Source organism: Polaribacter sp. 2305UL8-11 (assembly GCF_058147165.1).
Window position 1 is genome coordinate 94157 of sequence record NZ_JBYVJW010000013.1, and the last position, 19565, is coordinate 113721.

Annotated in this window: 20 protein-coding genes; all 20 read left to right on the plus strand. The window is 26.4% G+C overall.

Features of this window, described 5'->3' with window-relative positions:
• Position 1 precedes the first annotated feature (1 nt).
• The 20 genes from ACY2RW_RS12635 to ACY2RW_RS12730 all read left to right on the plus strand — a co-directional run bounded on the left by ACY2RW_RS12635 (position 2) and on the right by ACY2RW_RS12730 (position 19562).
• On the plus strand, positions 2 to 829 hold the full coding sequence (locus tag ACY2RW_RS12635; RefSeq protein ID WP_490123085.1) for a glycosyltransferase family 2 protein: 828 nt from the start codon (positions 2 to 4) through the stop codon (positions 827 to 829).
• Positions 829 to 1971: a glycosyltransferase family 4 protein gene (locus ACY2RW_RS12640; RefSeq protein WP_490123086.1), complete on the plus strand. Its 1143-nt coding sequence runs from the start codon at positions 829 to 831 to the stop codon at positions 1969 to 1971. The genes ACY2RW_RS12635 and ACY2RW_RS12640 overlap by 1 nt, the downstream gene beginning before the upstream one ends.
• A gap of 30 nt (positions 1972 to 2001) precedes the next feature.
• Positions 2002 to 2214 (plus strand): hypothetical protein, encoded by a 213-nt coding sequence (locus ACY2RW_RS12645; protein WP_490123087.1) that lies wholly within the window; start codon positions 2002 to 2004, stop codon positions 2212 to 2214.
• Positions 2215 to 2278: 64 nt separating this feature from the next.
• Positions 2279 to 3307, plus strand: a complete 1029-nt coding sequence (locus ACY2RW_RS12650; protein ID WP_490123088.1) for a glycosyltransferase family A protein — start codon at positions 2279 to 2281, stop codon at positions 3305 to 3307.
• On the plus strand, positions 3307 to 4419 hold the full coding sequence (locus ACY2RW_RS12655; RefSeq protein ID WP_490123089.1) for a glycosyltransferase family 4 protein: 1113 nt from the start codon (positions 3307 to 3309) through the stop codon (positions 4417 to 4419). Before ACY2RW_RS12650 ends, ACY2RW_RS12655 begins: the two co-directional genes overlap by 1 nt.
• A 19-nt stretch (positions 4420 to 4438) precedes the next feature.
• The gene (neuB, locus tag ACY2RW_RS12660; protein ID WP_490123090.1) at positions 4439 to 5479 is read left to right on the plus strand and encodes an N-acetylneuraminate synthase; all 1041 of its coding nucleotides are present in this window, start codon (positions 4439 to 4441) and stop codon (positions 5477 to 5479) included.
• Positions 5472 to 6605, plus strand: a complete 1134-nt coding sequence (neuC, locus tag ACY2RW_RS12665) for a UDP-N-acetylglucosamine 2-epimerase (protein WP_490123091.1) — start codon at positions 5472 to 5474, stop codon at positions 6603 to 6605. Before neuB ends, neuC begins: the two co-directional genes overlap by 8 nt.
• 9 nt (positions 6606 to 6614) lie before the next feature.
• On the plus strand, positions 6615 to 7607 hold the full coding sequence (locus ACY2RW_RS12670; RefSeq protein WP_490123092.1) for a Gfo/Idh/MocA family protein: 993 nt from the start codon (positions 6615 to 6617) through the stop codon (positions 7605 to 7607).
• Positions 7604 to 8299, plus strand: coding sequence for an acylneuraminate cytidylyltransferase family protein (locus tag ACY2RW_RS12675; RefSeq protein ID WP_490123093.1), 696 nt, complete (start codon positions 7604 to 7606; stop codon positions 8297 to 8299). Before ACY2RW_RS12670 ends, ACY2RW_RS12675 begins: the two co-directional genes overlap by 4 nt.
• On the plus strand, positions 8292 to 9083 hold the full coding sequence (locus ACY2RW_RS12680) for an SDR family oxidoreductase (RefSeq protein WP_490123094.1): 792 nt from the start codon (positions 8292 to 8294) through the stop codon (positions 9081 to 9083). Before ACY2RW_RS12675 ends, ACY2RW_RS12680 begins: the two co-directional genes overlap by 8 nt.
• 39 nt (positions 9084 to 9122) lie before the next feature.
• Positions 9123 to 9782, plus strand: coding sequence for an acylneuraminate cytidylyltransferase family protein (locus ACY2RW_RS12685; RefSeq protein ID WP_490123095.1), 660 nt, complete (start codon positions 9123 to 9125; stop codon positions 9780 to 9782).
• The gene (locus ACY2RW_RS12690; protein ID WP_490123096.1) at positions 9782 to 10687 is read left to right on the plus strand and encodes a polysaccharide deacetylase family protein; all 906 of its coding nucleotides are present in this window, start codon (positions 9782 to 9784) and stop codon (positions 10685 to 10687) included. The genes ACY2RW_RS12685 and ACY2RW_RS12690 overlap by 1 nt, the downstream gene beginning before the upstream one ends.
• The gene (locus tag ACY2RW_RS12695; RefSeq protein ID WP_490123097.1) at positions 10653 to 11507 is read left to right on the plus strand and encodes a GNAT family N-acetyltransferase; all 855 of its coding nucleotides are present in this window, start codon (positions 10653 to 10655) and stop codon (positions 11505 to 11507) included. Before ACY2RW_RS12690 ends, ACY2RW_RS12695 begins: the two co-directional genes overlap by 35 nt.
• An 8-nt stretch (positions 11508 to 11515) precedes the next feature.
• Positions 11516 to 12916 carry a hypothetical protein gene (locus ACY2RW_RS12700; RefSeq protein WP_490123098.1) on the plus strand — a complete coding sequence of 467 codons (1401 nt, stop codon included), beginning with the start codon at positions 11516 to 11518 and terminating at the stop codon, positions 12914 to 12916.
• Entirely contained in the window at positions 12907 to 14052 is a 1146-nt protein-coding gene (locus tag ACY2RW_RS12705) for a glycosyltransferase family 4 protein (RefSeq protein WP_490123099.1), read from the plus strand. Before ACY2RW_RS12700 ends, ACY2RW_RS12705 begins: the two co-directional genes overlap by 10 nt.
• A 5-nt stretch (positions 14053 to 14057) precedes the next feature.
• Complete coding sequence (locus ACY2RW_RS12710) at positions 14058 to 14996, plus strand: class I SAM-dependent methyltransferase (protein WP_490123100.1); 939 nt, start codon at positions 14058 to 14060, stop codon at positions 14994 to 14996.
• Between the two features lie 2 nt (positions 14997 to 14998).
• Positions 14999 to 16120: a glycosyltransferase gene (locus ACY2RW_RS12715; protein WP_490123101.1), complete on the plus strand. Its 1122-nt coding sequence runs from the start codon at positions 14999 to 15001 to the stop codon at positions 16118 to 16120.
• On the plus strand, positions 16120 to 17196 hold the full coding sequence (locus ACY2RW_RS12720; protein ID WP_490123102.1) for a glycosyltransferase: 1077 nt from the start codon (positions 16120 to 16122) through the stop codon (positions 17194 to 17196). The genes ACY2RW_RS12715 and ACY2RW_RS12720 overlap by 1 nt, the downstream gene beginning before the upstream one ends.
• 4 nt (positions 17197 to 17200) lie before the next feature.
• Positions 17201 to 18562 (plus strand): O-antigen ligase family protein, encoded by a 1362-nt coding sequence (locus tag ACY2RW_RS12725; RefSeq protein WP_490123103.1) that lies wholly within the window; start codon positions 17201 to 17203, stop codon positions 18560 to 18562.
• Entirely contained in the window at positions 18555 to 19562 is a 1008-nt protein-coding gene (locus ACY2RW_RS12730) for a glycosyltransferase family 4 protein (RefSeq protein ID WP_490123104.1), read from the plus strand. The genes ACY2RW_RS12725 and ACY2RW_RS12730 overlap by 8 nt, the downstream gene beginning before the upstream one ends.
• Positions 19563 to 19565: the final 3 nt, after the last annotated feature.

Below are 19565 nucleotides of genomic sequence, written 5' to 3' on the forward strand. Positions count from 1 at the left end.
AATGATTTTATCAATAATTACCATAAATTTTAACAATGCTATTGGGCTTAAAAAGACCATGTGTAGTGTTTCAAATCAAACTTTTAGAGATTTTGAATATGTTATTATTGATGGAAATTCTACAGATAAAAGCGTAGAAATTATTAAATCTTATGACAAAGAAAATTTAAATTGGATTAGTGAAGATGATTCAGGTATATACAATGCAATGAATAAGGGAATTAAAAAAGCAAAAGGCAAATATGTTTTGTTTTTAAATTCTGGAGATTTTTTAGTTGATAGTAATGTTTTAAGTAAGGTTACCCCTTTTTTAAATACAAATATCGATTTTTTAGGAGGCCATATTCAATTTGAACAAAACTCTAAAATAGTTGAAAAAAGAAACCCAAAATTAGTATCATTAAGTCATTTGTTAAGGAGCACAATATTACATCCATCAACATTTATTAGAAAGGAACTATTTAGTATTTATGGTTTTTACAATGAGAACTTAAAAATAATTTCTGATTGGGAGTTTTTTTTAAAAACAATTGGTTTGAATGGAGCAAGTTACAAGCAAATTGATGTTTTAATAACTCATTTCGATGCTAATGGTATTTCTTCTAAAGAGCTATCTATAGTAGAGAAAGAAAAAGATTTAGTATTAAAAAAGTATTTTAAGGTTGTATTTAATAGTTCTATTGATAGTTTTTTATTTCAACAAATAAAAAATCCATCTAAAAGAATAAAATATATTAAAAACATAGAAAACAATAAGTTTTTAAGAAAAGTAGCAACATTAATTTTAAAGGTTTTGTCTGTTTTAAACTTTAAAAAAGAGGCTAATTAATGAAAAAAATACTAATTATTGGTCCTATAGGCGATTTTGGTGGTAGAGAGATTGAAGCCAATTTAATTGCCAGATCATTGTCTAATAATCACAAAGTAAAATTAGTTTCTACAACTTATATTACTAAAAATTCTCAAGCATTAACTCATTTAAACTGTAAGGCAGTATCTTTAGATTCAATCATTTATAAAAAAAACTTCTTCTTTAAAATAATTAGTATTTTATCTAAGTTTTACAATAAAGGAAAAAAAAGAAATTCTGCTTATATTAATAATGCATATTCAAAAAAAATAGGTTTAAATAAAAAATATATTCATGTTTTAGAAACATTAATAAAAAAACAAGATGCGGTTTTTATTTGTGCACAGTTATCATCAAATCATATCAAAAAAATTATAAAGATTGCTAAAAATTACAATAAAAAAATTTATTTTAGAACAACTGGAACTCTGAAAGAAATTGATATAGAATCTTATAGGTTTTTGGATGATGTCGATTTATTTATTCATCACTCTAAAAAAAATGCAACTATTTTAGATAAAAGGCTAAATGCTCCTTTTGTAATAATAGATCAATGTACTTTAAATGAGAATAAATTATTAGAACTACCTATAAAAAATACAATAAATAAAATAAATTTTGGGTTTTTAGGAAGATTTGATAAAGAGAAAGGCATTATTCCTCTAGTAGATTTATTTATTAAAAACAAAGAAACGCTGTACATAGCAGGATCAGGAAAAGAAGAAAATTCTTTGTTAAAAAAAATAGATAATAATAAAAATTGTATTTTTTGGGGTAAGATTAAAAGTAATCATATTCATGAGTTTTTTAGTAAAATAGATGTATTAATTATCCCTTCTTTAGAAGAAGCTGGTCCTTTGGTTGGTATTGAGGCTATGGCTGCTGGTAAGATTATTATATCTACTAGAGTTGGAGCAATGGAGGAAAGGTTACTATCAACAAAAAATAATTTTTGGTTTGATATTACAAAAGAGACAACATTAAATAAACAAATTTCTAAAATAAAATCTTTAACAATTGATGATAAAAATAAGATTTGTATATCTTTGAGAGATAAATATAGATTAAATTATTCCCTCTCTAAAATTTTTTCAGAATACAATAAAATAATGAATTTGTAAAGGGTAAATTCATTTTAAATCATTATTAAAATGCCAAAAATTTTAGTAACGGGAGCAGCAGGAAGTGTAGAAAGTTATTTAGTTAAGGAACTTGTAAAAGAAGCATCAAATCTAATTATAGTTTTTGATAATATTTTAACAGGAGATATATTAAAAGTCCCAAAAAACGACTCTTTTAAATTTAAAAATACCTTATGCTTTGAAAGAGAGATATGTATTAATGAGGTGTCCAGATATAACTAAAATGAAAAAAAATGTTAGAAATTTAGTTACCTTAGAAGATGGTTTTTAAAATAGATAGATTTTTATGAGAAAAGGTAGTAATCCTGAAAAATTAAATAGGGATTTAAAAATAGAAAATTATCACAGAATTATTATTCCTGTATATATACCTCATTTTAATGATTATTTTAAAGATGCTTTAAATGTCTTCAAATTATGTTTAGAATCTTTATTGCTTTCTGTACATAGTAAAACAAGAATAACAATTTATAATAATAATTCTCATATAGATGTAAAAGAATATATTGATAAACAATATGAGACATCCGAAATTATAGATCAAGTTTTTCATTCTAAAATAAATGTTGGTAAAATAAATGCAATCTTAGCAGCATCAAAAGGCAATTTAGAGCCAGTTATAACAATTACAGATGCAGATGTTTTATTTAAAAACAGATGGCAAAATGCAACAGAAAATATTTTGCAAAGTTTTCCAGAATCTGGTATGGTAAGCCCTGTACCTTCTAGCAAAGCATTAACAGGGTTTACAGCAAACAATTGGTTTTATAGCATTTTTAAAGGTAAACTTGCTTTTGAAAAAGTTTTAGATCCTGAAGCTATGCATAAGTTTGATATTAGCCTAGGTAATAAAGAACTATTGTATAAAAGGCATCATTTAGAAAATTATTTAGTTTTAGAAAATAAAAAAAATAATAAAAAAGCAGTAATGGGCTGTGGTCATTTTGTTGCAACAATGCATAGAAGTGTATTTGACAAAGGAACATACTGTCCAGCATTTATAAAAATAGATGGTGATATAGAAAGTAATTTTATTGATATACCTAATGAAACACTAGGTTTTTTGAGATTGGCTACAAAGCAAAATTTTGCATTTCACATGGGCAACGTAACAGAATCTTGGATGTATGAAGAATTCGAAAAATTAAAAAAAGAAACATCTAATGGTAATCATATAAATTTTACTAGAAAACCAATGCGAAAATTGGAAACCTTTCTTGGTAAAATATATCTTAAACTTTTAAAAAAGGAATCAATTAGAACGTTTGTTTTTAAAAGGTTTGGATTAAAAAACTCTAAGGAATACTCAGTTTAATGAATAATAACAAAAATGTTATTTTAATTTCTCAAGTAGAATTGCCATATCCTAAAATTGGGAGTTGGCCAACTATGTATAATAATTATGTTACAAGCAATTATAATAAGATAGATGTTATAATTTGTCCAAAAACAAGCAAAAGATATACCAATATTAACTACGGTTTTTACAATAAAGAAAATACATTTTTAAATAAAATTCTTATTAAATGTAAACTAAGAACAAAATGGGATGAGGTCTTTAAAGCTTTAAAAAATAAAATAAGAAAAGAACAAAAATATATAATAAAAATAGTTGATAATACAGGAATTATAGAACCACTTCATGAATTTTTACTCTATGAAAATGTTAGGAAAAATTGTAAAATTATTTATTTTTATCACGGTTTTGAAACCTCAATATCAAAAGAAAAGAGTAAAGATTTTTTTTCTGCAATAGATACAATGGTTTTTCTTACAAATGACTCTTACAAGTTATATAAAAAATATTACAACACATTACCAAAAAATAGTATGGTTTTACATAATGGTATTGATACGAATAAATTTTATGCTATTTCAAATAAAGAAAAATCGATTCAAAAAAAACAACTAAATATTTATAATCAGCATATTTTTGTTTGGTGTTCTCAAGACAGACCAAAAAAAGGTTTAGATTTTATTTTAGATATTTGGGATGATGTTTATAGTAAATACGGTTCTGAAATAGTTTTATTAGTTATAGGTTCTTCCAGAAAGTTTGAAAATGAAGGAATAATTAATTTAGGTAGAATTCCTAACAATGATCTGGTAAAATATTATCAAATTTCTGATGTATATCTTTTTCCAACTCTTTGGCAAGAGGGCTTTGGTATGTCTTTAATAGAAGCCAAATATTGTGGTAATTACTGTATTGCATCAAAAATAGGAGGAGTTCCAGAAGTGCTTCAATATGGAAAATATGGAAAGTTAATAGAAAATCCTTTCGACAAAAAACAATGGATAAATGCTATTATTGCTTATCTTGAAGAACAAAAAAAGAATGTTCCATTTCCGATTAATATCTATTCATCAGATACCTGGAATAAAAAAATGAATATAATTTTAGAGGAAGTTAGCTTTAAAGAATAATCATAAAAGAATAAATAAAATGCATAATTTTTTAGAAATACAAGGAAGAAAAATAGGTAGAGATTATCCACCTTTTGTAATTGCAGAAATTGGCATAAATCACGAAGGTTCATTAAAAGTTGCAAAAGAAATGGTAGATGCAGCACATAGAGCAGGAGCAGAATGTGTAAAGCATCAAACACATATTGTAGAAGATGAAATGAGTGGAGCTGCAAAAAAAGTAATACCTGGTAATGCAGAGGTTTCTATTTACGAAATTATGAAACGTTGTGCATTAAACGAAAAAGATGAAATAGCTTTAAAGAACTATGTAGAAAGCAAAGGAATGATTTTTATATCAACTCCTTTTTCTAGAGCAGCTTCTCTAAGATTAGAGAAAATGAATGTTCCTGCTTATAAAATAGGCTCTGGAGAATGTAATAATTATCCGTTATTAGAGCACATTGCATCTTTTGGTAAACCTGTAATTTTAAGTACAGGAATGAACACTATTAAAAGTGTTGCTAAAGCTGTAGAAATTTTCGAAAAATCAAATGTTCCATTAGCACTGTTGCATACCACAAATTTATATCCTACTCCACCACATTTAGTACGTTTTGGAGCAATGCAAGAATTGTCTGAAGCATTTCCAAAGAATGTTTTTGGTTTGTCAGATCATACACTAACAAACCACGCGTGTTTGGGAGCTGTTGCTTTAGGAGCATCTATTTTAGAACGTCATTTTACAGACCATAAACAAAGAACAGGGCCAGATATTGTTTGTTCTATGGATGAGAATGATTGTAAAGAATTGATAGAAGGTAGTAATTTAATTTGGCAAATGCGAGGTGGCACAAAAGAACCAGCCAAAGAAGAACAAGTAACGATAGATTTTGCTTTTGCAACTGTTGTAACCATTAAACCTATAAATAAGGGAGATGTTTTTACCAAAGAGAATATTTGGGTAAAAAGACCTGGAACAGGTGATATTTTAGCTGAAGACTTTAATTCTATTTTAGGAAAAAGAGCCACAGTAAATATTAATAATGACACACACATAAATTGGTCTAACATTGAGTAAACAAAAAAAAATAGTTTTCTTAACGGGTACACGTGCAGATTTTGGAAAACTAAAATCCTTAATAAAAATTACTCAAGATTCCCCTAATTTTGATGTTCAAATTTTTGCTACAGGAATGCACTTAGATGCAAAATATGGCTTAACTGTTAACGAAATATATAAAAGCGGATTCAAAAACATTGCTACTTTTCAAAATCATGTAGGTGCAGAGTTTATGGATAGAACTTTAGCAAAAACAATAGAAGGTTTTTCTGAATATATCGCAGACCAAAAACCAGATTTAATTGTCGTGCATGGAGATAGAGTAGAAGCACTTGCTGGAGCAATAGTTGGTAGTTTGAATAATATCTTGGTAGCGCACATAGAAGGTGGTGAAATTTCTGGTACTATAGATGAGTTGATAAGACATTCTGTAAGTAAATTATCTCATTTACATTTAGTTTCTAATGACGAAGCTAAAAAAAGACTCATTCAAATGGGAGAATTAGAAAGCTCTATTTATGTAATTGGTTCTCCAGATTTAGATTTGATGAATCCTGTTAATTTGCCAAGTTTACAGCAAGTTAAAGAAAATTATAACATCGATTTTAATGAATATGCAATTGCAATGTATCATCCTGTTACTACGGAATATAAAAAAATAAAAGAGCATAGTACTATTTTTGTTGATGCTTTGCTAGCATCAAATAAAAACTACGTTGTTATTTTTCCTAATAACGATTTAGGTACAGAAGAAATATTAAATGAGTACAAAAGATTAGAAAATAATCCAAAATTTAGAATATTTCCTTCCTTAAGATTCGAATATTTTTTAAAACTCTTACAAGAAGCTAATTTTATTATTGGTAATTCTAGTGCAGGTGTTAGAGAAGCGCCATTTTATCAAGTTTTAACCATTGATATTGGTTCTAGACAAAAGAATCGTTCTAATGGTAATTCTATTCTAAATGTTTCGAATAACAAATCAGAAATTTTATCAGCAATACATAAAAGTGAAAAACTAGAATTAGATAAAATTGATATTTCTGAATTTGGAGAAGGAAATAGCAACGAGCTTTTCTTACATTTGTTAAATTCTCAAAATATTTGGGAGGTAAATTGCCAAAAACAATTTCAAGATATTTAAAACTTAAATTTGTCTAAAAAAATACTCATTATTGGTTTGGGGTCTATTGGTCAAAGACATTTAAAAAATATTCTATCTTTAGGATATAAAGATATCTCTTTGGTTAGAAGACAAGCAACTGTTCTAGAGGAGTTTCCTTATTTAAAAGTCTATAAATCAATTAAAGAAGCTTGTAAAAAAGAAGTTTTTAATACTGCAATTATTGCAACACCAACTGCAAATCATTTTAAAGATTTTTCAGAAATATCAAAATATCAAATACCAAATATTTATTTAGAAAAACCAATTTCTCATTCTTATAAAGAAGCCAAAAAAATTAAAGAAATCACCAAAAAAAAGAATTTAAATATAACAGTTGGTTACGATTTGCATTTTGATTTAGGTTTATTAAAGGTGAAAGAATTATTAGAAAAAAACACAATAGGTAAAGTTTGTTCTTTTCAGGTTGAAGTTGGACAATACCTTCCAGATTGGAGACCAAATGAAGACTACAGAGAAGGAATGAGTGCTAAAAGAGCTTTGGGTGGTGGAGTGATGTTAGATTTGATTCACGAGTTTGATTATGTAAATTGGCTTTTAGGACCTATCAAAAATATATTTGGTAAAAATAAAAAAATCAGCAATTTAGAAATAGAAACTGAAGATGTTTCACTAAATATTGTTGAAACTAAAAGTGGTGTATTTGGATCGATATCTTTAGATTATCTTCAAAAAGAACTCTCAAGAACTTGTAAAATAGTTGGTGAGAATGGAACTATTTTTTGGGACTATAAAAAAAGTAAAGTTACTTGGTTAACGCATCAAAAACCATTTTGGGAAGCATTCAAATATGAACATATAGAAAGGAATGACAGGTTTATTAGTATTATGAAAACCTTTTTAAATTCTAATATTGATAACCGAGATGAAAGATTATCAACGATAAAAGAAGCTCTGAAATCTTTGAAAATGGTAAAAAGTGCAAAAAAATCGAATAAAAATAATAAATTTACTAAAATATGATAGTTGCAAGTATTTGCATGAGAGGAGGCTCTAAAGGAGTTAAAGGAAAAAATTATAGAGATTTATTAGGAAAGCCACTTTTAAGTTATACTATAAATTGTGCAAAATCTGCTCAACTGTTAGAAGATATTATTATTTCTTCTGATAGTGATTTGATTTTAGACTTATCAAACAAATATCTTGAAAACGAAAAGCTTTATAAAAGAAAAGCTGAATTAGCAACAGATAATGCATCAAAATGGGAAGTTTTTAGAGATTTAGTTTTACAATATGAAGAAAAAAATAATTTAAAAATAACACATTTAGTAGATTTAGATGTTACTGTACCAAGAAGATTACCAGAACATATAGATAACTGTATCAAATTATCAAAAGAAACAGATGTAGATGTAGTGATAACAGGCTATGAGCCAGAAAGAAATCCATATTTTAATATGATGGAAGAAAAAGAAGATGGAACAGCTGTAATTGTAAAAAAATCTGAAAAACCCATAAAAAACAGGCAAGAAGCTCCAAACGTGTATAGTTTAACTCCAGCAGTTTATGTAATTAAAAGAGAGGCTTTATTCAAATACAATCATTGGTCTAATGCAACTTGTAAAATTCATCCAATTCCCAGAGAATTAGCTATAGATATAGATACAGAATTAGATTTTAAATTAGTAGAATTTTTAATAAGAGAAAATGGATAATAAGTTATTTGATTTAACAGGTAAAATTGCTTTAGTAACTGGTGGTGCAGGTTTATTAGGTTCTGAACATGCAATAGCTTTAGCCTCTCATGGAGCAAAGGTTTATTTGGCAGATATTAATGAAGAAAAATGTAAAGAAAAAGCAGCAAAAATAGAATATGATGCAATTTATCCTATAAAATTAGATGTTACCAATAAAGAAAATTGGTTAGAAGTAGTTTCTAAAATTGTTGATAAAGAAGGACGTATAGATATTTTGGTAAACAATGCAGGCTATACAAATAGCACAAAAACATCTGCTTATGAAAAAACGTTCGAGAATTTTTCTTTAAATGATTGGAATGCTATCATGAATGTAAATTTAACAGGAACTTTTCTTGGCTGTCAAACAGTTGGAAATCAAATGTTAAAACAAGCAAAAGGATCTATAATTAATATTGCATCTCTGTACGGAGTTGTTAGTCCAAATCATAAAATGTATCCAGGAACTGGTATTGTGCAACCAGTTGCATATACAGTTAGTAAACATGGAGTTGTAGCTTTAACTAAATATGTAGCAACTTGGTTAGCAGAAAAAGGTGTTCGTGTAAACTCTTTAACACCTGGAGGAATCTTTGATGGGCATGATAAATTATTTCTTGAACGTTTTAATAATTTAAATCCAATTGGTAGAATGAGTAATAAAAATGAATTAAGAGGCGGAATTGTTTATCTTGCTTCAGATGCTAGTTCTCACATGATTGGACATAATCTTGTGATTGATGGTGGGTGGACAGCTTGGTAGAAGATGTTTAAAGACTATTTTTAAAATTAAAAATAAAGAATGAAAGTAATCGCTATAATTCCTGCAAGAGGTGGTTCAGAAGGAATTCCAAGAAAAAATTTAGTTAATTTTAGAGGTAAGTCACTTATACAGTGGTCTATAGAAGCAGCAATAAAATCTAAATTTATAACAAATGTTGTTGTGTCTTCTGATGATGATGAAATATTACAAGAAGCAGGTAAAAATAAAGAAGTTATTTGTTTAAAAAGACCTATAGATTTAGCATTATCTAACTCAAGAACAGAACCTGTTTTAATCCACGCTTTGGAAAACATAAAAGAAAAATATGATTATTTAATTTTGTTACAACCAACATCACCTTTAAGAAATTTTGAAGATATTAACGCAGCATTTAGTTTAATGAAAACATCAAAAGCAGATTCTTTAATTAGTGTTTGTAATGTTAACCATCATCCATTCAAATCGTTTATAATCAACAAAGGTGGTTTTTTAGAAGGTTTAATAGACAATAATCTCCCTTTTATGCCAAGACAAGGTTTTCCAAAAGCATATAGAGCTAATGGAGCAATTTATATCATAAAAACCCAAGATTTCTTAAAAACTAAGAAACTCATCACAGATAATACGATTCCTTTTGAAATGACAGAAGAAAAAAGTTTAGATATAGACTCAAAAGAAGATTTAAAAAATAACTTATAATGTTAACAATAGTTAATTATCATTACATTAGAAAAGCCTTTAAAACTAAGTATCCAAGTATTTTTGGGATGACTAATTATGAATTTAAAAAACAATTAAAACTATTAAAAACTCAAGGAGATTTTGTAAGTATTTCAGATTTTAACAATCAACATAAAGATATTATTACATCTAAAGACAATTTTTTTTTAATAACTTTTGACGATGGTTTAAAAGAGCAATTTACTAATGCTTATCCAATTATGGAAGAGCTAAATATTGAAGGTTACTTTTTTTTAAATGCAATAAATTTCTTGGATAAGAAGGTTAGCTTAACGCACAAAATTCATCTATTAAGATCAATTATTGAGCCTAAGTTATTTATAGAGATATTAAAAAAAGATTTAAATTATACTTTTACAAAAAAAGACAAAGAAAAATGTTATAAAATTTATAGATTTGATACGAAGTTTTATGCAGAATTTAAGTTTTTATTAAACTATTTGTTACCAAAAAAAAATAAAGAAGAGATTATAGATAATTTATTTAATAAATATTTTAATGAGGAAGAAGTGTTAGAAGATTTATATATGAGTGAAGATGAAATAATAGAATTATCAAAAAAAAATATGATTGGTAACCATACATATAGTCATAAATATATTGGTAATTTAGATAAAGAAAATTTATTATTTGAGATTGATATGTCTAAAAAATTTTTAGAAACATTAACAAAGACTTGTATTAATACAATCTCATATCCTTATGGTAATTATTCAAATGAAGCTTTGAAGGTTTCTAGAGAAACTTTTCATAAATTTGGGTTTACAACAAATAGAGGAATAAATATATATGAAGAAGATTTATTATTATTAAAAAGATTTGATTGTAATGAAGTTATTGGAGGAAAAAGCTATGGAAATTAGAGAAGCTAATATACAGGATTGGGAGTCATTGTTAAAATTCTATAAAAGAATTTATAGAAATAATCATCCTTTACAGAATAAAGATTTTTGGATTTGGCAGTATGGGAATATCAATCAAGGAAGAGCTTTTATTTGTTTAAATGATAAAAATGATGTTGTTGGTCACGTAGGAGCAAATTTTGGTGGTAACCTTGCTTGGATAATTAATGTTTATTTAGATGTAGATTACAGAGGAAAAGGAATTTTAAGAGAATTATATAGTTTAGCAAGAGCATATTACCCTCTGGCTGCTACAGCTGCAAATGAGGCAGGTTTAGGCCTGTATAGAAATATGGGTTGGGTTAGGTATTATGATTTGGTAAGGTATGTTAAAATCAATCCTAATATTAAAGAAATATCAACTGCAAACGTTTGCAAACAAATAGATATAGATATAACTTCTATCTCATATAAAGAAGGTCATTATTTTAACCAACCATCAATTAATGGAGTTAAAATTGAAAATTCAATAGGTGTAGCTCAATCTAAATCAGGTGGTTTAAGGCTAACAGATATTGAAAATGTTAATTTAACAGAACAAAAAGTTTGGAAATTAGGTTTTTTATGGATGGATTATATTACTTCATGGAACGATTTGAAAATAAAAGATTTAGAAAAAAATAATTGGACTTTAGATTTTAAAAACGTAGTTCCTTGGAAACTAGATCCAATAGAAGAAAATTACTTTTGTGATATAACATTTTTATCAGAAGAACCCTTAGATAAAAAAATTATAGTGCATAGGTCTTATTCAGATCATGGTAGAGTTGGAAGTATTTAATTTTAATTATGAAAATTTTAATTATACTACCTGATGGTGTTGGAGTAAGAAATTACTTATTTTCTAGTTTTGTTACTAATTTAATAAATGATAATAATAAGATTATTATATATCATAAATTATCGAACTCAGCCATTAAAGAGATACAAACTATTAAACCTGAAATTCAGCATTTTGCTGAAATACCATATTTTATAGAGAGTCCTAAAATAAGAATTTTAAGAGAGTCTTTAGCTTATGCTAGAATAGTAAGAAACAAAAAAAAATTAAATAATAACACAATACTAAATTTTTGGACTCCAAGTAAAAAAGGGATTAGAAAAAAAATTTTGTATTTTTTGGCAGAATCTTTTGGCTTTTTTTTATCAAAATCATACAAAGCAATAAGAAAGTTTGATAAAATTTATGATAATAAAATTTTAAAGCATAAAAGTACAGAGTTAAATAGAAAGAAACTTTTAAAAATTAAACCAGATTTTGTTTTAAACTTACATCAAAGAACACCAATAGCATCTCCAATAATAGCAGCTGCAAAAAAATTAAACATTAAAACAGCAACTGTAATTTTTTCTTGGGATAATATACCAAAAGGAAGATTAATATCTCGTTATAATTATTATTATGTTTGGTCAGAATTAATGAAAAGTCAATTATTAAAATTGCATACTGAGATTTCATCATCACAAGTATTTATTACAGGAACCCCACAGTTTGAATTTTATTTTGATAAAAATAACTATTTAGCTAAAAAAGACTTTTTTAGTAGATTTGGTTTAGATGAAAACAAAAAAACAATCTGTTTCTCAGGTAATGACTTATTATCACCTCATGAGGCTGACTATTTAAAAGATATTTGCGAAGAAGTTCAAAAAATAGACGAAGAAAGTAGACCACAAATTATATTTAGAAAATGTCCTGTAGATAAATCTAATAGATTTGATAAAGTTTTAGAAGATTACAAAAATCTTGTTTTTTCTATTAAACCAGATTGGAAAACAGAAATAGAAAACGATGATACTTTTACTTCCATCTACCCAACTTTTAATGATAATGTATTATTGGCAAATACAATTAAGCATTCTGACGTAGTTATAAACCTAGCTAGTACAGTAGCTCATGATGCTGCTGTTTTAGATACACCTTGTTTATACTTAAAATACAACCCTGTTAAAAGAACATTACTTAAAGTTGAAGATGTTTTTGAGTTTGAACATTTTAGAAGTATGAAAAATCTTGAAGCTGTAGGTTGGATAAATAGTAAAAATGAAATTGCAGAAAAAATACTTAGTGCAATAAAAAACCCAGAAAAAACAGGTAAAGACAGAAAAAAATGGCTTCATAAAATAGTGCTTCATCCTCTTAATAAAAACTCTGAAAAACTAAAAAAAACAATCTTAGAATGCATATAGTTTTTTTAACAAGTTTGTACCCAAAACCAAATTTAAATGGAGGAGGTATTGGCACTTTTGTCCAATTTTTAGCTAATAAACTTGTAGAAAAAAATATATGTGTATCTGTTGTAGGTATTAATAACTCATATAATTACGAAAAATCTATAGAAAATGGTATAAACATTTATAGACTGCCTAAATCTAAATGGAAACTTGGCAAATTTTATCAACACACCAAATTTTTGTTAAAAAAAATAAACGAAATCAATAAAAAGAATAGAATTGATATTATTGAAGGGAGTGAATTAGGCTTTTCTTTTTTTCCTAAACTTACTAACTATACTAAAATAATTAGGCTTCATGGAGGGCATCATTTTTTTAGTAAAGAATTGAATAAAAACCTTTCTCTTTGGAAAGCTTACCAAGAAAAAAAATCATTTAAAAAAGCTGATGCTTTTATTGCTGTTAGTAATTATGTAGGAGAAAAAACTAAAAAATACCTCAATTACAAATTTAATTATAGTACAATCTACAATTTTATAGATACAGAAAAATTTAAACCTAAATTAAATGAAACTGATAATAACTCATTACTTTTTGTAGGTACTATTTGCAAAAAAAAAGGAGTTGAAGAGCTAATTAATGCCATACCAAAAGTAAAAAAACAATACCCAAATATCAAATTAGATTTAGTAGGTAGTGATTGGTTAGAAGATGGAAAATCTTTTACAGCGTATCTAAAAAATAGTATAAAAGAAGAAGATTTACCAAATATCAATTTTTTAGGACAAATACCTAATAATAAAATTCCAGAAATGATGCAAGATGCAACAGTATGCGTGTATCCTTCTTATATGGAATCTTTTGGATTGACTTGGTTAGAAGCTTTATGCATGGGCAAACCTTTAATTTTAGGAGATGTTGGACCAGCAAGAGAATTAGCAACGAATAATAAAACAGCGTTACTAGTTAACCCTTATAATGCAGATGAAATTGCAGAAGCCATTTTAAAATTTTTATCAAACAAAGATTTTAGAGAGATATTAGGAAATAATGCAAGAAAAGAAATTTTAAAAAGATTCGATTCTGAAGAAATTGTAGATAAGAATATCAAATTTTATAAATCAATTATATTATCTTCAAAAAATAATTAAGACGAATGAAAAAAGCTTTTTTTAAAGAAAACTTAATCTGTCCCATGTCTGGAGTTGGTGTTAAAGAAATTAATGATAATGAAATCAAATTTGTAAATGCAACAAAAATTATTATTGATAATAATATTCCAATTTTAATTAATGAAGAAAACAGTATTTTTTCAGTAAAAGATATTTTAAATTCATTTCCTACTACACAAAATTCATCTTACAGAAAAAATAATTTAAAAAACTATTTTAGAAAAAATGTTTTGCCTTCTTTATCTAAAGATTTTACGCAAAAAAAACGTTTTTTGGAACTAAGTAAGAAATATATAAACAAGAATATTTTAGTAATTGGTTCTGGAGATAAAGTTGAATTTTATGCATCAGTTTTTAAAGATTCTTTAGTAATTAATTCAGATGTACACCTTTTATTTAAACCAGATTTAGTTTTTGATGCACATGAAATTCCTTTTAAAGATGCCACTTTTGATTTAGTTATAGCATCACAGGTTTTAGAGCATACTTTTAAACCTTGGGTTGTTGCGAATGAACTTGAAAGAGTTTTAAAAAATGGTGGAGAAGCTTTAATAGAAGTACCTTTTAATTTTCAATATCATAGTCCTCCTTATGATTTTTTTAGATTTACATTTACAGGTTTAAGAAGCTTATTTCCAAAATTTGAATTAGTTACTTACGAAGCTCCTGAAGGAAAAGCAGCAACAATAGCCAATGCAAATTCATCCTTTTTAATTGAATTATTTTCAAATAGATATTTAAGAATGTTGATGCTTTTCGTATCAAGAATTTTATTTGGATTGTTAAAATATATCGATTTATTATACAGTTCTAAATCTTTAAAATCTACAGTTTTGGCAAAAGGATTGGTAATGATTTTTAAAAAAGATGGTAGAGAACGAAAAAATGCTGAACTTTTAGATGAGTATTTTAAATTAAAATAATTATGAAATTTGCTATTATTACACATGCACTTCATAAAAAAAATGATAGTAAAGTTTATGCTTACGAACCTTATGTAAGAGAAATGAATCTATGGATAAAATATGTTGATGATGTAAAAATTGTAGCACCTTTTTCAAACAAAGATGTCACTAAAATTGAGGCAAAATACAGTCATTCTAATATTTTATATTCAGTAATTCCTAGTTTTAATATTTTAAGTTTTTTTGAAATTTTAAAATCAATTTTTAAAATTCCTCTTATAATTTTAAAAATTTTTAAAGCAATGTTTTGGGCAGACCAGATTCATTTAAGATGCCCAGGAAATATAGGTTTACTAGGTTGTTTTGTGCAAATATTATTTCCTTTTAAACCTAAAACAGTAAAATATGCTGGTAATTGGGATCCTAAAAGTAAACAACCTTTAAGTTATCGAATTCAAAAAAGAATTTTGTCAAATACATTTTTAACTAATAATTGTAAAGTTTTGGTTTATGGAGATTGGGAAAATCAATCAAAAAATATTGTACCTTTTTTTACAGCTTCATATCAAAAAGAAGAAATACAAGAAATTGCTAATAAACCATTATCTAAGACAATTAAATTTACTTATGTTGGGGCTTTTTCTAAAGGAAAACAACCACTTTTAAGCGTTAAAACTATAAAAAAACTAAATTTAAAAGGTTATAATGTTCAATTAGATATGTTTGGACAAGGAGAAGAATTTAACAAAGTAGCAGCTTATGTAAAGAAAAACAATTTAAATGATATAGTAATTTTACATGGCAACCAGCCTAAAGAAATCGTAAAAGAGGCATTTATGAGTGCTCACTTTTTAATCTTTATTTCTAAATCTGAAGGCTGGCCAAAAGTAGTTGCAGAAGCTATGTTTTGGAAATGTTTGCCAATTTCGTCTAAAGTTTCTTGTGTACCTTATATGCTAGATACTGGTAATAGAGGCATTTTAGTTGATGATAATGTTACTGATAAAGAACTTACTATTATTATTGAAAGTTGTTTGGAAGACGCAGAGTCTTATCAAAACAAAGTAGCAACAGCACAACAATGGTCTCATCAATTTACATTAGATAAATTTGAACTAGAGGTAAAAAAACTTTTAATTTGATGAAAAAACTAGGTGTAATTCAAATTATAGATAGTTTAAATACTGGTGGAGCAGAGGTTTTGGCTGTAAATACAGCTAATCTTTTATCAGAAAATAAGATAAATTCTCATTTATGTACTACAAGAAAAGAAGGTAAATTAAAGGCAAATATTAATAAAGATGTAGGTTATTTATTTTTGAACAAGAAAAATAATTTAAATATGAAATCTATTTTTTCTTTAAATAAATACATCAACAGTCATAATATTACAATTATTCATGCACATAGTACTTCTTTTTTTTTAGCTTTTTTAATAAAATGTTTATCACCAAAAGTAAAAATAATTTGGCATGACCATTTTGGAATTACCCAAAAATTGAATCATAGGAAATTATTTCCTTTAAAGTATATTTCTTATTTTTTTAAGGCTATTATTAGTGTTAACTCTGATCTTAAAAGATGGGCTGAAGAAAAACTGCTTTGTAATGAGGTGTATTTTATTAATAATTTTCCAGATTTTGTTGTTACAAAAGCATCTACAATATTACAAGGAGAAGAAGAAAAAAGAATTGTACATCTAGCAGCTTTTAGACCTCAAAAAGATCATTTTACTTTAATAAAAGCTTTTGAAAATTTTTCAAAAAATAATTCGGGTTGGTCATTGCATTTAGTAGGTGGTTTTAATGATAAAAATTATTATCAAAAAATAAAAGATTTAATTACCACAAAAGAAATGCAAAACCATATTTTTGTGTATGGCTCTTGTTTAGATATTGCTTCTATTTTAAAACAAGCTACAATAGGGGTTTTGTCATCTAAATCAGAAGGTTTGCCTGTTTCTTTATTAGAGTATGGTTTGGCAAATTTACCAGTTGTAGTTACCAATGTTGGAGAGTGCTCTAGAGTTGTCATAAATAATGTATCAGGCTTCGTAATAGAACCCGAAAACTATTTAGAATTTGCAGAAAAATTAAATTTATTAGCAAATTCTAGAAAAATGAGAAATGTTTTTGCTGAAAAAAACAACAGCATCATTTTAAAAGATTATTCTAAAAATAGTTTTTTAAAAAAAGTAACAGATATTTATAAAAAATAAATTTTTGCAAGATAAAATTTTAAATAATAAGCTTATTACAATACTTATATTCCTTGTATTTGGTTTTTTAGGAACTTTACCTATTTTTCCAAGTATATTGGGTCTTGTAAGTGTAACCTTACCATTATATTTTATTTACTCTACAAAAAATGAAAATGAAGAAGCATTCTTTTGGGCTGCATACATTATTGGAGCAGAGGTTTTTATTAGAATGACAGGTGGTTTTGTACTTTATGAAACAGGAAAATATGCAGCCATACTCTTTTTACTTTTAGGGATGCTTTTAGGAAGGTTCAAGCAAGTTTTATCTATTCAATATTTAATATATTTATTTTTACTACTTGTTGGTATTGTTTTTACACAAGTACCAGAAGGAGAGTCTTTAAGAAAGAATGTATTATTTAACTTAAGTGGCCCCATAGTTTTAGGTATCTCTGCCATTTACTTTTACCAAAGACCTATTACATTAAAAATTTTGTTAAACGCATTGTTCTTTATGCTTTTGCCTTTATTTTCAATGATAATTTATTTGTATTTTAGAACTCCTGATTTAGAAGAAATTGTATTTGGTGGTGAAGCAAATTTTGCAACATCAGGTGGTTTTGGACCTAACCAAGTGGCTACTGCAATTGGTTTAGGAATGTTTATTTTAACAGTTTTTATCCTTTTAAAGTACAAACTAACAGGTTTTCTTATTTTAGATTCTATCTTTTTGATCTATTTTTCTTTTAGAGGATTATTAACGTTTTCTAGAGGTGGTATAATAGCCTCATTTATAACTTTAATTTTATTTTCTTTTTTTTATATCCTTTACAAGAAAATTTCGTTTAATGTTATTTTTAAGTATCTATTTACGGCTAGTTTTTTTATCGTTTCAATTTGGTTATACACCTCAAATGTAACTAAAGGGATGTTAAATAATAGATACCAAGGAAAAAATGCAGTTGGTGTTCAAAAAGATATCACTACAGGTAGGTTAGATATTTTAGAAACTCAAGTAGGTAGTTTTTTAAGAAACCCAATAGGAATTGGTGTTGGTAATGGTAAATACGAGCGTTTAAAAAGTATAGAACACGTTACAGGTGCATCTCATAATGAAGTTGGACGTTTACTAGAAGAGCATGGTTTTATAGGTCTTTTACTACTATTGTTGTTATTAACAGTTCCGCTTTTTAACTTTTTTAGAGGTAATCTCTTACAAAAAGCTTTTATCATTTCTTTTTATTCAATTTGGTTTTTAACAATTAATCATTCTGCAATGAGAATTGCTTTGCCAGGTTTTATCTACGGATTATCACTAATAAGAATTGAAGATATTGAAAATTTTGAAAATGCCAAGTTTTTAAAAAATATAGAGGATGAATAAAATTCTATACATAGGAAACAATTTAAGCAAAACAACAAAATACCCAACAGCTTTAAATAATTTAGTTAAAAAGCTAAGTCAAGAAAATTTCGAAATTAAAGTAAGTTCAGGTAAATCTAATAAAGTATTAAGACTTTTAGATATGATTGGAACAACTATTAAATACAGAAAAAAAACAGACGTTGTACTTATTGACACATATAGTACTATTAATTTTTATTATGCTTTATTGGTTTCTCAAATATGTAGGTTTTGTAAGTTAAAATATATTCCAATTTTACATGGTGGAAATCTACCAATAAGACTTAAAAACAATCCTTTTTTTTCTAAGTTGATATTTAGAAACTCACTTGTAAATGTTGCTCCTTCTAATTATTTAAAATCAGTTTTTGAAAAAGAAAGTTATAAAACTTTTTTTATACCAAATGCAATAGATATATATGATTATAAATTTAAAGAAAGAAAAACACTAACACCAAAATTACTTTGGGTAAGAGCTTTTAAAGAAATTTACAATCCTATTTTAGCTTTAAAAGCGTTGTTTTATTTAAAAAAAGAATATTCTGAAGCGAGTTTGTGCATGGTTGGTCCTTTTATAGACAAAACTTATAATGACTGCAAAGAATTTATCGAAAAAAATAATTTAAAAGATTCTGTAGAATTTACAAATGTACTTTCTAAAGAAGATTGGCATAAAAAATCCGAAGATTTTGACATTTTTTTAAATACATCAAATATAGACAATACACCTGTAAGTGTTGTAGAAGCTATGGCTCTTGGGTTACCTGTTGTGAGCACAAATGTTGGTGGAATTCCTTTTTTAATTGAAGATAAAGTTGATGGGATTTTAGTAGAAGCTGATGATGAAATTCAGATGTACAATGCTATTATTGCTATTATAAAGGATAATAATTTTAAATTAGCCTTAAAAGCTAGAGAAAAAGTTGAAATGTATGATTGGAGTAAAGTGAAAAACAAATGGAAGTCAATTTTAAAGTAAAAA